Annotated in this window: 9 protein-coding genes; 4 read left to right on the forward strand and 5 right to left on the reverse strand. The window is 70.7% G+C overall.

What is annotated here, in order from left to right; translation table 11 throughout:
- Positions 1-116: 116 nt before the first annotated feature.
- Positions 117-2,936, reverse strand: coding sequence for a S8 family serine peptidase (locus AAIL17_RS17670; protein WP_424684141.1), 2,820 nt, complete (start codon positions 2,934-2,936; stop codon positions 117-119).
- Positions 2,937-3,148: 212 nt separating this feature from the next.
- On the opposite strand from AAIL17_RS17670, the gene AAIL17_RS17675 reads away from it, so the two are divergent.
- The 3 genes from AAIL17_RS17675 to AAIL17_RS17685 all read left to right on the forward strand — a co-directional run bounded on the left by AAIL17_RS17675 (position 3,149) and on the right by AAIL17_RS17685 (position 6,811).
- Entirely contained in the window at positions 3,149-4,327 is a 1,179-nt protein-coding gene (locus AAIL17_RS17675; RefSeq protein WP_424684142.1) for a thiolase family protein, read from the forward strand.
- Positions 4,328-4,547: 220 nt separating this feature from the next.
- On the forward strand, positions 4,548-4,964 hold the full coding sequence (locus tag AAIL17_RS17680) for a hypothetical protein (RefSeq protein ID WP_424684143.1): 417 nt from the start codon (positions 4,548-4,550) through the stop codon (positions 4,962-4,964).
- A 239-nt stretch (positions 4,965-5,203) separates the two neighbouring features.
- Positions 5,204-6,811, forward strand: a complete 1,608-nt coding sequence (locus AAIL17_RS17685) for a carboxyl transferase domain-containing protein (protein WP_424684144.1) — start codon at positions 5,204-5,206, stop codon at positions 6,809-6,811.
- Positions 6,812-6,858: 47 nt separating this feature from the next.
- On the opposite strand, the gene AAIL17_RS17690 is transcribed toward AAIL17_RS17685, so the two are convergent.
- Both AAIL17_RS17690 and AAIL17_RS17695 read right to left on the reverse strand, forming a co-directional pair.
- Positions 6,859-8,721, reverse strand: a complete 1,863-nt coding sequence (locus AAIL17_RS17690) for a beta-galactosidase (protein ID WP_424684145.1) — start codon at positions 8,719-8,721, stop codon at positions 6,859-6,861.
- Entirely contained in the window at positions 8,694-9,851 is a 1,158-nt protein-coding gene (locus tag AAIL17_RS17695) for a DUF4861 family protein (RefSeq protein WP_424684146.1), read from the reverse strand. Before AAIL17_RS17695 ends, AAIL17_RS17690 begins: the two co-directional genes overlap by 28 nt.
- 203 nt (positions 9,852-10,054) lie before the next feature.
- On the opposite strand from AAIL17_RS17695, the gene AAIL17_RS17700 reads away from it, so the two are divergent.
- Positions 10,055-11,218 (forward strand): glycoside hydrolase family 88/105 protein, encoded by a 1,164-nt coding sequence (locus AAIL17_RS17700; protein WP_424684147.1) that lies wholly within the window; start codon positions 10,055-10,057, stop codon positions 11,216-11,218.
- Positions 11,219-11,414: 196 nt separating this feature from the next.
- Here the strand turns inward: AAIL17_RS17700 and AAIL17_RS17705 are convergent, their stop codons facing one another.
- Together AAIL17_RS17705 and AAIL17_RS17710 are read right to left on the reverse strand one after the other, a co-directional pair.
- Positions 11,415-12,641, reverse strand: a complete 1,227-nt coding sequence (locus tag AAIL17_RS17705; protein WP_424684148.1) for a metallophosphoesterase — start codon at positions 12,639-12,641, stop codon at positions 11,415-11,417.
- Between the two features lie 26 nt (positions 12,642-12,667).
- Complete coding sequence (locus tag AAIL17_RS17710) at positions 12,668-14,398, reverse strand: alpha-L-fucosidase (RefSeq protein WP_424684149.1); 1,731 nt, start codon at positions 14,396-14,398, stop codon at positions 12,668-12,670.
- Between the last annotated feature and the right edge of the window lie 76 nt (positions 14,399-14,474).

Consider the following 14,474-nt stretch of genomic DNA (forward strand, 5'->3'; position numbering starts at 1 on the left):
TGAAGCCCACCCTACGGTGCCACGTTGCGCGCCATCGTACGGCAAGAAAAAAGGCCCGCACCGCGGGCCTTTTTCGTAGGGTGGGCTTCAGCCCACCCTCCCCATCCGGGCAACGCCTAGAACGACAACCGGTACGCCATCGTCGCCATGCTGCCGCGCTCGTGCTGGGCAAAACGGTGGTCGAGGCCGAATGCAAGGCCCGTCCGCGGCGTCATCGCCCAGTCCAGCGTCATGCCGACCACGCCGCCGTAGCGCGACAGGCCGATGCCGCCCAGCGGCGCCCACTGGTCGATGCCGGTGAAGCTGGCCTCGAACACGTCCCCGCGCATGGCGAACGCACGCTGCCAGGCCAGGTGCGCCTGCAGGTCCAGGCTGCCGCCGTTGGCGAGGTTCCACTGCCGCGCGGCGCGCAGGCCCAGGCCCGCCTGCCAGCGCTGGATCGTGCGCGCGTTGGCCTTCAGCCCGAAGCCCCACGCGCCCGGCTCGTCGAAGCCGCTGCTGTCGATGCGTGCGTACTGCAGGCTGGCATACGGCGTGAGCGTCAGCCGGCCCAGCGTGGTGCGGTAGCCGCTCTCGCCATAGGCGACGTCGTAGCGGCCGTGGCTGTCGCTCGCCACGCCGGCGACGGCCGGACCGAGCTGCAGGTTGCGGCGCATGGTTTCGCGGTAGCTGCCCGTACCCACGCGGCCCATCAGGTAGGCGTTGCCGCGCACCAGGCCGCCGTAGAGCATGCCTTCGAGCGCGTGGCTGCGGCCCTGGTCTGCGCTTTCGGCCAGGCGGCCCAGGCCCTGCGACTGGCTCAGCGCGAAGCCGGCCACGCCGCTGTTGCCCAGGCGCATGTCCTGCCCGACCAGCGTGCCGGAGAGATCCACGCCGACGTTGGCGTAGCCGTTGCGCGCCATGCCGCCGTGGTAGCCCAGATCCTGCATCCAGCCGCCGGTGCCGCTGCTGTCGAGCAGGCGGTCGAAGCGGTCGGACAGCGCGCGCGTGCCCGCGTCGATCGCCTCGAAGGTCATCGCCGCGCTGGCTGCGTGCAACTGGCCGGAAAGGCTCTCCAGCGAATCGCTGGCGCTGGCCAGCGTGGCCGCTTGCTGCAGGTGCGCCGCGCCGGCGATGAAGCCGTTGGCCGCCGCGGCCGAGGTGGCGCCGTGCTGTTCCAACTGGTGATCGAGCTGCGCGAAGGCGCCTTCCACGCGCTGCGCGGCGTTGTAGCTCGACGCGCTGTAGCTCATGCCGCTGATCGCCGTCACGTCAGCGCGGGTCACGTCCAGCCACGCGCTGTTGGCGTCGTAGCCGGGCGTAGCCGTGAGCATCACGTTCGAGGCCGCGTTGATCGCACTGAACGTGCCGGTCAGTCCGCCCGCCGCAGTGAGCACCTCGGTATGCGCACTCATCACGTAATCGGAGCGCTTGCCGGTGACGTAGAGATCGCCGCCGGCAAGCGTGGCCGTCCCGGCGACGCGCAACTCCGAGCCGAGCACCAGCGCCAGGCGGCCAGCGCCCTGCTGGCTGTAGTTGCCGGACACGTGCACGTCGTCGTTGCCCACCGTGAGCACGCCGGCGTTGGTCACGTCGCCGCCGATCGTGGCGACCGGCCCCAGCGTGCCGGCGGCGCCGATCTGCACCGCGCCGGCCAGCGACTGCGCATTGAGGATGCCGCCTTCGATCCGCGTGAGGCCGGTATAGCTGGAAACCTGGGTCAGGTTGAGCGTGCCGCTGCCCTGCTTGACCAGGCCGCCGGCGCCGGAAATCTTGTTGTTCCAGTTCGATTCGCCGGTGAAGTTGACGGTCACGTCGCCCCAGTCGAACTTCGCCGGCCCGTTGACGGCCGCGCCCACGTCGAGCATGCCGTAGCCGAACACCGCGTCCGGCCCGGGCGTACCCAGGTCGTCGGCCGTGCCCAGCAGCGTCTGCCGCACCAGGTCGTTGGTGAAATAGGGATACGCCTCCCACACCAGCGCCGCGGCGCCGGATACCTGCGGCGCGGCGAAGGAGGTGCCGGTCACGACCCAGTAGTCGTTGTTCGGGTCGCCGGTGGGGTAATCCTTGTCGGTCACGATGACGTCACCGGGCGCGGTCAGGCAGTAACGCATCGCCTTGCCGCAGGCGTTGGAATAATCGGCCAGCCTGGTGTTGCCGGCGGCGGCGCTGTTGCTGTCGGCCGCCACCGCGACCAGCCAGCCGCGTTCCAGTTCCGGCGCCAGGCTGGGCAAGGCGGCGATGTCGCTGGGCTGGGCCTTGCCGTCGTTGCCGGCGGCGAATACCACCAGCCCGTCGTGGTTGAGGACGAAGTCGTCGTACGCCGCGCCGAAGGCCTGGTTGATGCTGGCGTCCGTGGTGTCCCAATAGATGCCGCCCCAGGAGTTGTTCTGGATGCGCACGCCGTCCTTGATCAGGTCGGGGTTGAGGTACTGCCCGAAGAAGTCCGCATCCGAGGCGCCCACCGCATTGCCCTGGCCGGAGCCGTCATCGGACGGCTCCTTGTCGGAAATGATGCGTGCCGAGACCAGCTTGGCGCCCGGCGCGATACCGCCCGGAAACTGGCCGACCGGCGCGCCGGCGGCGATCTGCGAAACCCAGGTACCGTGGCCGACCACGTCGTCGACGCTGGTGTCGTTCTCTTTCGGGTCGACGTAGATCAGCTCGTCGATCACCCGGCCGGCCAGGCTCGGATGGTTGCGCATCACGCCGCTGTCGACGATGCCGATGATGACGCCCGCGCCCGTGTAGCCCTGGCTGTGCGCGGCGTAGGTGTTGGTCAGTTTGAGCTGCGCATCGACCGGCGGCTGCTCGGTGGTGGGCGTGGTCGGTGGCGTCGCGGGCGGCGGCGAGGGCCGCACATTGCCGCCACCACCGCCGCAGGCGCTCAAGCCCAACGCCACGACGATCCCCAGCGCCAGGTCACGCCGGCGCAGCAGCCCATTCTTCATGTCCATTCCCCCGAACGACAATGCAGTCCATTCCCGCGGGCCCTGCGCAACCGTGCGTAGCCATGCCCGCAACCACGATCAGTTTCCCACAACCATGCGCGCGCAAAGCGTGCACGGCTGCGCGGGGGGACCTGGTTTGCCGCACTGCGGCATAGGCTGCGATAATGGGCAATCGTCCACGGCGCGCCGGGCGCGCCCAAGCCTCGCGGAGAATCCCCATGTCCGACGTCGTCATCGCCGGCGCCAAGCGCACCGCCATCGGCTCCTTCCTCGGCCAGTTCACCGGCGTACCCACGCCCACCCTCGGCGCGACCGCGATCCGCGCGGCGCTGGAGCAGTCCGGCGTGGCACCGGCCGAGGTCAGCGAAGTGATCATGGGCTGCGTGCTGACCGCCAACCTCGGCCAGGCGCCGGCGCGCCAGGCTTCGCTCGGCGCCGGCCTGCCGCCCGCCGTCGGCTGCACCACCATCAACAAGGTGTGCGGCTCGGGCATGAAGGCGATCATGCTGGGCCACGACCTGATCAAGGCCGGCTCGGCCGCGGTGGTGGTCGCCGGCGGCATGGAGTCGATGACCAACGCTCCGCACATGGTCGCCGCCCGCACCGGCATCCGCTATGGCGACGGCCAGCTGGTCGACCACATGGCCTACGACGGCCTGACCAATCCCTACGACAACAAGGCGATGGGCGTGTTCGGCGAGCAGTGCGCCGACAAGTACCACTTCACCCGCGAGGACCAGGACGCCTTCGCGATCGAGTCGGTCAAGCGCTCGCAGGCGGCGCAGGCCTCCGGCGCGTTCGCCGGCGAGATCGTCCCGGTCACGGTCAAGGGCCGCAAGGGCGACGTGGTGGTCGATACCGACGAACAGCCCGGCCGCTCGGACATCAACAAGATCCCGACCCTGAAGCCGGCTTTCCGCAAGGAGAACGGCACCATCACCGCGGCCAGCTCCTCCAGCATTTCCGACGGCGCCGCCGCGGTGGTGTTGCTGTCGGCCGACGACGCCAAGGCGCGCGGCCTCGAGCCCCTGGCGCGCATCGTCGCCCATGCCACCAACTCGCAGGAGCCGGAGTGGTTCACCACCGCGCCGGTCGGCGCGATCCAGAAGGTGCTGGACAAGGCCGGCTGGACGGTCGCGGACGTCGACCTGTTCGAGGTCAACGAGGCCTTTGCCGTGGTCGCCATGGCGCCGATGCGCGAGCTCGGCGTGCCGCACGAGAAGCTCAACGTCAACGGCGGCGCCTGCGCGCTCGGCCACCCGATCGGCGCCAGCGGCGCGCGCCTGGTGGTCACCCTGCTCAACGCCCTGAAGACCCGCGGCCTCAAGCGCGGCGTGGCGGCACTGTGCATCGGCGGCGGCGAGGCCACGGCGATCGCGGTGGAACGGCTCGACTGAGCTGCCCGTGGACAGCCTTCGCGCATGGCCGGCCGTAGCCGCCTGCGCGTTTGGCAATGGCTCGCCAGCCGTCACCTTCTGTCCACGACGCGAATGAAAGCCTGTTAACCGGCTTTTTAATACGTACTGAAGGGCCTTCGGTAAAACATATGGCGCGTGTACGTCGAAAGCGCTATTAATACGCGGCCAAAACGGCATTCCACGGCAAAGGAGATCCACCATGAAGTTGACGCGTACCCTACTCGCCTCCGCGCTCGTCGCGCTGCTGGCGGCTTGCAGCAACGGCGCGCAGGATTCCGCGCAGGACGCCCAGCAGTCCGCCGACCAGGCCCAGCAGTCCGCTGACCAGGCCCAGCAGGCTGCGGCGCAGACCGGCTCGCCGGCCGCCGACCAGGCTGCCCAGCAGGCCACCACCGCTGCCAACGCCGCCGGCCAGGCTGCTGACCAGGCCCAGCAGGCCGCGACCGCCGCTTCGGCCGCCGCTCCGGCCAACGACAGCATGTCCAAGGATGCGATGTCGCAGGCCAAGGACGCTGCCGGCAACGCCGCCGACCAGGCCGACAAGGCTGCCGACGCTGCCAAGGACGCCGCTGGCAATGCCAAGGATGCTGCCGACGACAAGAACAAGGGTCACTGATCCCCTGTTCGTTCGTTCGAAAAAAACCGGCCGTTCGCGGCCGGTTTTTTTATGTCCGCCAGAAACTTCGATTACATCGGAATGGCGCTCGCGCACATCGGCGCCATCCAGGGGCTGCAGGCGGCTTCGCGTACGAATACGGCTTCGCATGCCGTCGCCGGTTATCATCCTTCGTTTGGCCGGCGCCTCCGACCTGCGCCAGGTCCCTGGACGATGAGCAGACTTGTGAGTCCCGCCCCATGAGCATGATCGCCTCGCAGATCGACCCCCGTTCGCCCGACTTCCAGGCCTCCAGCGCCGCGCTGCGCGCGCTGGTCGACGACCTGAAGGCGCAACTGGCGCGCCATGCCGAAGGCGGCGGCGCCAGGGCGCGCGACAAGCACACCGCACGCGGCAAGCTGCTGCCGCGCGAACGCATCCGCGCCCTGCTCGACCCGGGCTCGCCGTTCCTGGAGCTCTCTCCGCTCGCCGCGCACGGCATGTACGACGACGCCGCGCCGGCGGCCGGCATCATCACCGGCATCGGCCGCGTCAACGGCACCGAAGTGGTGGTGGTCGCCAACGACGCCACGGTCAAGGGCGGAACCTATTTCCCGATGACCGTGAAGAAGCACCTGCGCGCGCAGGAAGTGGCGCTGGAAAACCGGCTGCCGTGCATCTACCTGGTCGATTCCGGCGGCGCCTTCCTGCCGCTGCAGGACGAGGTGTTCCCGGACAAGGAACACTTCGGCCGGATTTTCTACAACCAGGCGCGCATGTCCGCGCTCAACATCCCGCAGATCGCCGTGGTGATGGGCTCGTGCACCGCCGGCGGCGCCTACGTCCCTGCGATGAGCGACGAGACCATCATCGTGCGTGAACAGGGCACGATCTTCCTGGGCGGTCCGCCGCTGGTGAAGGCCGCCACCGGCGAGGTGGTGGATGCCGAGACGCTGGGCGGCGCGGACGTCCACACGTCCGTCTCCGGCGTGGCCGACCACTTCGCCGAGAACGACGCGCATGCGCTGGCCATCGCCCGCGACGTGGTGGCGAGCCTCAATCGCAGGAAGGCGATGCCGCTGGCGCTGCAGGCCCCGGTCGAACCGAAGTACGCGGCCGAGGAGCTCTATGGCGTGATCCCGCAGGACACGCGCCGGCCGTTCGACATCCGCGAGGTGATCGCGCGCATCGTCGACGGTTCGGAATTCCACGAGTTCAAGGCGCGCTACGGCAAGACGCTGGTGACCGGCTTCGCGCACATCCACGGCTACCCGGTGGGCATCGTCGCCAACAACGGCATCCTGTTCGCCGAGAGCGCGCTCAAGGGTGCGCACTTCATCGAGCTGTGCAACCAGCGCAACGTGCCGCTGGTGTTCCTGCAGAACATCACCGGCTTCATGGTCGGCAAGAAGTACGAGCAGGCCGGCATCGCCAAGGACGGCGCCAAGATGGTCACTGCTGTGGCCTGCTCGCACGTGCCCAAGTTCACCGTGGTGATCGGCGGCAGCTTCGGCGCCGGCAACTACGCCATGTGCGGCCGCGCCTACGGCGCGCGCTTCCTTTGGATGTGGCCGAACGCGCGCATTTCCGTGATGGGCGGCGAGCAGGCCGCCAGCGTGCTGGCCACGGTCAAGCGCGACGGCCTGGAAGCGTCCGGCAAGAGCTGGAGCGCCGAGGATGAGGACGCCTTCAAGGCGCCGATCCGCGAGCAGTACGAGCGCCAGGGCCATCCCTACTACGCCAGCGCGCGGCTGTGGGACGACGGCATCATCGATCCGGCGGACACCCGGCGCGTGCTCGGACTGGCGATCTCGGCATCGATGAACGCGCCGATCGAGCCGCAGCGCTACGGCGTGTTCCGCATGTAGCGCTCTTGGCTTCCCCTTGCCGGCACTAAGGAAGAGGAAGCCCGGGTTCAGCCCTGCAACCTGTCCGCCCCGACGATGGTTGCGGGCTGCATTCGATGCAGGTCGAGCACCAGCAGCTCGTTGTCGCCCTTCCGCATCCAGCAGCCCGGGCAGAACAGCCGTTGCTGCGGACCGATGTGCCAGTAGCGGCCGAGCAGCCGGCCGTTGAGCCACAGGTAGCCCTTGTTCCACCCGCGCATGTCCAGGTAGGTGTCGCCCACGCGGTCGAGCGTCACCCTGGCGCGGAAGAAGCGGCCGGGGCGCACGATCGATGCCCTGGCCGCACGCACGCTCGCCAGATGGGCTGCGTCCAGCGGCAGGCCATGGATCTGCCAGCCGCGCAGCGGACGCCCGTCGAGCCAGGCTTCGCCGAGCAGGCCCTTGCGGTCGCGCATGAAGGCGCCGTAGCCGACATGGCCGAAGCTGTCGACGAGGATGTCCAGCATCGCCCTGCCCTTCGTCGGCGGCAGCGCGATGCGGCCGTCGCTGTGCAGGCCGGCATGGCGCAGTCGCGACACGTGGCCGAGGTAGCGCCCGTCGACGAACACGGTCGCGTAGTCGCTCACGCCTTCCAGCCGCAGGCGGCCGCCGTGCGGGACGTCGATGTGCGTGCGGTACAGCACCAGGCCGTGCAACTGGCCCAGCAAGGTTTCCATGGACTGCGGCCGCCCGGCAGCGACCGGTGCGGGCAGGGCATCCCACAGCGAGGCGATGGGCTCGGGCGTCACATCGGGAAAGCGCATGCCCGCCGGCGCGGGCGGCAGCGCCGGCAACCGGCGGCCGAGCGACGTGCCGATCGCGGCACGGAAGTGGTGGTAGTCGGCGGTGGGCGCGCCGCGTTCGTCGATCGGCGCGCCATAGTCGTAGCTGGTGATCACCGGCTGGAAGTCGCTGCCGTCGCCCTTCGCGTTGGCGCCGGCGCCGAAGCCGAAATTGGTGCCGCCGTGCACGACGTACAGGTTGAACGATCGTCCGTCGGCGAGCAGGCGGCGCAGCGTCGACAGGTAGTCGCCGTGCTGGAAGCCCGGCTCGCCCCAGTGCGTGAGCCAGCCCGGATAGCCCTCGCCCACCCACACCGGCGCCTTGCCCGCGATCGCCTGGCCGCCGGCGAAATCGGTGTCTCCGTCCAGGCCGAGCGCGGCACCCTCGAGGTACGTGCGCGCCTCGCGGATCTGGCCCAGGCCGTCGGACACCGAGAACGGTCCCTCGATGCCACGCTCGATCCACATGCGCCGCAGCGTTTCGAGATACTCGCGATCCTTGCCGAACGAGGCGTATTCGTTCTCCACCTGCACCATCAGGATCGGCCCGCCATGGGCCACCATCAGCGGCGCCACCCGTGGCGCGACGGCATCCAGGTAGCGCGCCACCGCATCCATGTAGCGGCGGTCGTGGCGGTCGCGCACGCGGATGTCCGGCTCGTGCAGCAGCCATGGCGGCAGGCCGCCGAAGTCCCACTCGGCGCAGACGTAGGGACCCGGCCGCAGGTAGACCCACATGCCCTCCTCCGCGCACAGCGCAATGAAGCGCGCGATGTCGTTGCGGCCCTCGAAATCGAAGCGACCCGGTGCAGGTTCCAGCGCGTTCCACATCAGGTAGATGGCGATCGTGTTGAGGCCCATCGCCCTGGCCATGCGGATGCGCTGGCGCCAGTACGCCGACGGGATGCGCACCGGATGCATCTCGCCGCTGCGGATCTGGAACGGCTGGCCGTCCAGCAGGAACTGGCGCCGGCCCAGCGCGAAGCGGTGCGGCCGGCCGTCCGGCACGGTCGCCGCGAATGCCGTTCCCGGCATCGCTTCGAGGCGAACGCCGGAAGCGGCCAGCATCGGCGCAAGAAGGCTCAGGCGCAGGAAGGTCCGTCGCTGCATGGTGGCTTTCCTCCGCGCCGGCGGGTGGGTGGCGGATCGGGCCAGCGTACGCGCAAGGGATGCGCCCAGCGCAGCCGGTAGTCGTCCAGGTAGCGTTTCCACGCCCCGAAATCAGGCACGTCGCCGCGCTGCCAGCCGGCGCCCGAGGCGAAGCGCACGCTGCCGCCGTCGGCGACGTCGAACAGCGCCCATGCCGCGCCGTGCCCGGCGACGTAGCGCGCCGCCTCGCCGGCCGGCAGCACCAGCGCGGTGGCGATGCGACCGGCACGCGGCTTCTGTGGCGTATCCCACACGGCGATGCGTGAGGCGCCGTCGTGCGCGGTTTCGGCGCCGGCGTGCACCGTGACGCCGGCGCCGATGGACAGGTGCGACGCGCCCTCGAAACGATAGGTGGCGACCTGGCGATTGAGGTGCGAGCCGGCATCGAGCGTGACCACCTTGCGCTCGCGCACGACAACCTTGCCGGCGTGCCACGGCGCGTACTCGACCTCGAAGCGCAGGCGCATCGGTCCCATGGCGGTGATCCGCACCCGCGCCGCGTTGCCCGAGTACGCCGGGCCATCGGCCCGCCACGCTGCCGTACCGCCGGTGCCGGGGGAGTGGCCCACCGCGTAGCTGTCCAGCCCATCGCCGCGGTCGACGTGGTAGGACAACGAGGGATCGCCGCGCTTCAGCCCCTCCGCGTCGCGCCGGTACCACGCGTCGATGACCTGCCGCCCCGGCCGCTTGGACCACACGTCGATGCCGGAGGACAGCTCGCCCTTGGCCGCCAGCGCCGGCCCGTAGATGCGGAAGGCCACCCGGTCGTTCTCCCAGGCGAAATCGTCGTCGCGCTCCGGCACGCTGCGCGCATACAGCGGATTCGCCGCCCGCGCCGCGGCGTCCGGTGCCGGCAGGATCTCCAGCGTTGCGGCGGCGCGCGGCGCCAGGTCGAGTTGCACCAGCAGTTGGTCGGGCGCGGCGGCGCCATCGCTGGCGTAGCGTTGCGCGGGCAGCCAGCGCGCGTGGCCTTCCTCGCGGACGGCCAGCTCGCGCGTGCGCCACGCGGGCCGCCGCCGCCAGATCTCGGCCAGCGGCAGCTCGAGCACCTCGCCGGAACGCGCCAGCGCCAGCGGGTTGTCCACGGCCACGCGCAGCGGCGCATCCGCCGTTGCGGTGGCGCATGCCGGGGCCGGCAGCACGGCAAGCAGGAGCGCCCCGGCCAGGCATCGAAGCCGGTGCCGTCCCGCCAATTCGAAACTAATTGAAAGTTTCAATATGCGTTGAAACATTGCGCGACTGTATCTAAGCTCGACCCTTCCCTCAACCGCCGCCGGCGCAGCCGGGAGCTCCGATGAAGCCTCGCCCTTCCACGCCCGCCCTGCTGCGCGGCCTGCTCTGGCTGCTCGCCGCCACGCTGGTCGCGCTGCCGCTGCACCGCGCCCGCGCGGACGATCCGCGGGCCGGCGACGCACCGGCCGACCCCGGTCCCCGCGCGAAGCTTTCCGGCGCGCTGCAGCCGGCCGACGTGCGCCGCGCGGCCGGCCGGGTCGCCGCCTGGCAACTCGCCCGCGTGCACGACCACCCGAGCCTGGACTGGACCTTCGCGCCGCTGTACCTCGGCTTCCTGAGCGCGACCGACCTGCTGCACGACCCGCGCTACGCCGCGCACGTCCGCGCCGCCGGCGAGCACTTCGCCTGGGGCCTGGGACCGCGCGAGCACCACGCCGACGACCAGGCGGTGGCGCAGGCCTGGCTGGCGCTGTACGCGCGCCGTCCCGATCCGGCGATGCTCGCACCGCTGCGCGAACGCTACGACGCGCAGATGCGCGCGGCGGACGATCCACACCGTCCGCTGTGGTGGTGGTGCGATGCGCTGTTCATGGCGCCGCCGGCCTGGGCTGGCCTCGCGGAGGCCACGCATCGGCGCGCCTACCTCGACTACATGGACCGGCAGTGGTGGATCACCAGCGCGCTGCTGTACGACCCGCAGGAACACCTGTTCAGCCGCGACGCCTCCTACCTCGACAAGCACGAGCGCAACGGCCGCAAGTTGTTCTGGAGCCGCGGCAACGGCTGGGTGCTGGCCGGCCTGGCGCGCGTGCTGACGCGGATGCCGGCGGACTATCCGCAGCGACCGCGCTACCTGCGCCAGTTCCGCGAGATGGCGGCACGGCTGGCCGCGCTGCAGGGCGCCGACGGGCTGTGGCGCGCCGGACTGCTGGATGCAGAAGCGTATCCACGGCCGGAAGTCTCCGGCTCGGCCTTCATCACCTATGCGCTGGCCTGGGGCGTGCACCACGGCGTGCTCGACGCCGGCACGTACCGGCCGGTCGTCGCGCGGGCCTGGCGCGGCCTGGTCGGCGAGATCTACGCCGACGGCCGGCTCGGCGACATCCAGCCGATCGGCGCCGCGCCGGGCGACTACCCGCCCGGCGCGAGCTACGTATACGGCGTCGGCGCCTTCCTGCTCGCCGCCGGGGAAGTGGCGGCCCTGGACTCGGAGCCGCGGCGTTGAACATGGGAACCATGGCCGTAGGGTCGCATCGCCGGCGATGCTACGACCCGTGATCTCAGCCGTGCGCGCCGCCGATGCAGAGGTACCAGGCCGATAGCGTCCATACACCGCGCCCGGCGCCGAGGGCCGGCGATCGGCGACCGGCCGTCACCGGCAATCCGCACGCCGGTGACGCCACGCACCCGGCGCCGAACCGTCACTTGCGCCTGCGCTCCAGGGTGAAGCTGTCCACCAGTGTGCCGTCGGTTCGCGTGACGCGCACCTTCAGCGTGCGCTCGTCGGCCTCGACCCAGGCGACCTGGTCCTGGCCGACCACCAGGATCGGAAAGTCGTTGCCCCACTCGCCGGGCTTGATGTGCATGAAGCGGTGCACGTGGCCGGCGATGAACAGGTCCACCTTGGCCTGGTTGGCCAGACGCGTCCATTGCGCGTTGTCGCCGCCGGTCCAGCCCCAGGTCGGCTGGTGGCCGAGCACCACGGTGAAGGGCGCGCTGCGGGTGCGTGCGCCGGCCAGCGCCTGGCCGAAGCGCGCCAGCCCCTGGCGGCGGTAGTCGCGCAGGTCGTTGAGGCCGGCGTAGACGTTGGTCTCGTCGGGCTTGTCCTCGCCGGTGTCCACTGCGATCAGGTGCAGCGGGCCGTCATCGCGGACGAAGTCGTAGCGCGCGTCCTGCGCGTGCAGGTAGGGGCCGAGCGCGCGCGCGAACGGGCCGCGGTACTCGTGGTTGCCGCGCACGTAGAACATCGACGTGGCGCCGCCGAGCGCCTCGGCGGCCGGTGCCAGGAAGACGTTCTTCAACTGCTGCTCGCTCACCGCGTAGTTGATGCTGTCGCCCAGGTGCGCCACGAAGTCCACCGGCGACTTGCCGATCTCGTCCAGCAGCGTGCGGATGCGCGGCACGTTCTCGTGGGTGTCGGTGATGGCGGCGAAGCGCGCGGTGGGCCGCGCCGGATCCAGCGTGGCGAAGCGGGCGACCGCGCTCTTCACCGTCCGGCCGCGCTCGGGCCAGTAGGCGTTGAGCGCCACCACGCGGCGGGAGGCGACCTGGTACTGGTAAGTGTGGCCGGGCTGCAGGCCCTCGATCACCACGCGGTGGAAGGTGCCGACGTCGAGCAGGCCTTCGCGCTGCGCCGTCGCGGTGTGGTCCAGCGCGTGCTCGCCGTAGTGCACCACGCCGTCGCTGTCGCTGTCGGTCATCCACTCGACCACCACCGAAGTGTCGGACACGTCCAGCAGCAGCGGCGGCATGGTGATCGCCGGCGTGCTGTCCCAGGTCCTGTAGGGCGCGGTCGCCTCCGGGTCGTAGAACGGGTCGATGCGCTTGTCCGGGGCCTGGTCCTGTGGTGCCGCCATGGCGGGCAGCGCCAGCAGCACGCAGGCGGCCAGGGCGAAGCGCCAGGCGGCGCGAGGTCGGGACGGGTGCATCGTGGTCGGTTCTCCTCGGAGGATCGTCATGGCGCGCCGGCCGGCGCGAGTTCCACCGCATCGATGGATGCGGGCAGGCGGTCGCCCTTGTGGAAGGGCGCGACGGGCGTCAGCTCCACCTGCATCGCGTAGGGCTGCGCGCGGAGGTCGCGCCGCACGCGCAGGCTGGCCGTGCCTTCGCCGGCGGGCAGCGCCAGGGCCTGGCGATGGCCGTCCACCCAGGCGTCGAGTCGTGCCGCCGCCGCGGTGGCGTGGTAGCGGACGGTGAGCACGTAGTCGCCCGCCGCGAGGGCGGCATGCCAGCGCAGCTTGTACACGGTGGGTGGGGCGTCGTAGCCGTCGCCGTTGGTGTTGAGGAAGTGCTCGGCGCTTGCTGCCGGCAGGCGCACGCGGCCGTCGGCGCCGGGAGCGACGGCGTCGGGACGCACGTACAACACGCCCTCGAACGGAAGCGCGACCACCGGCATGTAGCCCGCCCCAGCCAGCCCTTCGACCCTGACCGAGGCGCCGCCCGCATCAATGGCGACGGGCGACACCGTCGCCCGCGGGTCAGCCAGCACGCGTCCGCGGCCGAAGCGCGTATCGACCACGCCGGGCAGGCGCAGCACGCCGTCGGCCGGCGGCTTATCGACGAACAGGTAGAGCGTGTGCGCGCCGAGCGTGGCGTGGCCGAAATCGAGCGTTGCGAACGGCGAAGCGCGCGTGCCGTAGACCGCCTCGCCGCGCGGTTTGAGCCATGCGCCGATGCCGCGCAACACGTCCGCCTCGTAGGGCACCACCGAGCCGTCGCCCTCCGGCCCGATGTTGAGCAGGTAGTTGCCGCCGGCGCTGACCACGCGCACCAGCCGCGCGATGTTCTCGCGGATCTTGCCGGACAGGTCGTTGCGGACCTGCCAGGAGCGGTAGCCCCAGGTGTCGGGGAACATCGAGGCGGGCGCCTGCCAGGGCTCCTCCATGCCCACGTCCGGTTCGCGGTTGTCGCCCATCACGCTGAAGTCGCCCTGGTGGTTCCACACGCGGCCGGAGACCATCGCCTGCGGCTGCAACGCATGCACCGCGCGGGCGAAGCGCGCGCTCTGCGCCGGCGTGGGCCGGCCCATGTCGAACCAGACCTCGCTGATCGGGCCGTAATGGCTCATCAGCTCGCGGATCTGCGCGAGGTTGAAGTCCGCCTGCGCGGGAGTGATCGGGTTGTCGTTGTTCTCGCGGTACTGGCCGTGCATCCAGTGCCAGTCGATGGTCGAGTAGTACACGCCGAAGGGCATGTGCGCCCGCGCGCAGGCGTCGGCCAGCAGCTTCACCACGTCGCGCCCGTAGGGCGTGGCGTCGACCACGTCGTAGCGGTTCTGCGCGGTGTGGAACATCGCGAAGCCGTCGTGGTGCTTGGCGGTGAGTACGATGAACCTCATGCCCGCGGCCCGGGCCAGCGCCACGATGGCGTCGGGGTCGAACTTCTTCGGATCGAAGCGTTTGGCCAGCGCCTCGTAGTCATCGATCGGCACCGGCGCAAAGGACTGGATCTGCTCGCTGTAGCCACGCGCGATCCGGCGCCCGTCCCACACGCCGGCCGGCAGCGAGTACAGGCCGAAGTGGATGAACAGGCCGAACTTGCGGTCCTGCCAGGCCTGGATCGCCGCGGCGTCCGGCCGCGGGCCGGCGAGCGGCAGCGGCGCGTCGGTGGCCGGCGCCTCCCCGGCGAACGACGCGGGCGGGAACAGCATCGCCAGCAGCAGCATCCATCGCGCGGCAGGGTTCACGGCAGGCTCCCTTTTCGGTGCGTCGCGGGGGGGGGGGGGGGGGGGGGGGGGAAAGAAGGAGGGGGGGGGGGGGGGG

Source organism: Frateuria sp. YIM B11624, assembly GCF_049727805.1.
GTDB lineage: Bacteria > Pseudomonadota > Gammaproteobacteria > Xanthomonadales > Rhodanobacteraceae > Frateuria_A.

Bases quoted from the DNA above. Each gene is read 5' to 3' on its own strand.
- AAIL17_RS17670 (WP_424684141.1), bottom strand. From the start codon at position 2,936: ATGGACATGAAGAATGGGCTGCTGCGCCGGCGTGACCTGGCGCTGGGG.
- AAIL17_RS17675 (WP_424684142.1), top strand. From the start codon at position 3,149: ATGTCCGACGTCGTCATCGCCGGCGCCAAGCGCACCGCCATCGGCTCC.
- AAIL17_RS17680 (WP_424684143.1), top strand. From the start codon at position 4,548: ATGAAGTTGACGCGTACCCTACTCGCCTCCGCGCTCGTCGCGCTGCTG.
- AAIL17_RS17685 (WP_424684144.1), top strand. From the start codon at position 5,204: ATGAGCATGATCGCCTCGCAGATCGACCCCCGTTCGCCCGACTTCCAG.
- AAIL17_RS17690 (WP_424684145.1), bottom strand. From the start codon at position 8,721: ATGCAGCGACGGACCTTCCTGCGCCTGAGCCTTCTTGCGCCGATGCTG.
- AAIL17_RS17700 (WP_424684147.1), top strand. From the start codon at position 10,055: ATGAAGCCTCGCCCTTCCACGCCCGCCCTGCTGCGCGGCCTGCTCTGG.
- AAIL17_RS17705 (WP_424684148.1), bottom strand. From the start codon at position 12,641: ATGCACCCGTCCCGACCTCGCGCCGCCTGGCGCTTCGCCCTGGCCGCC.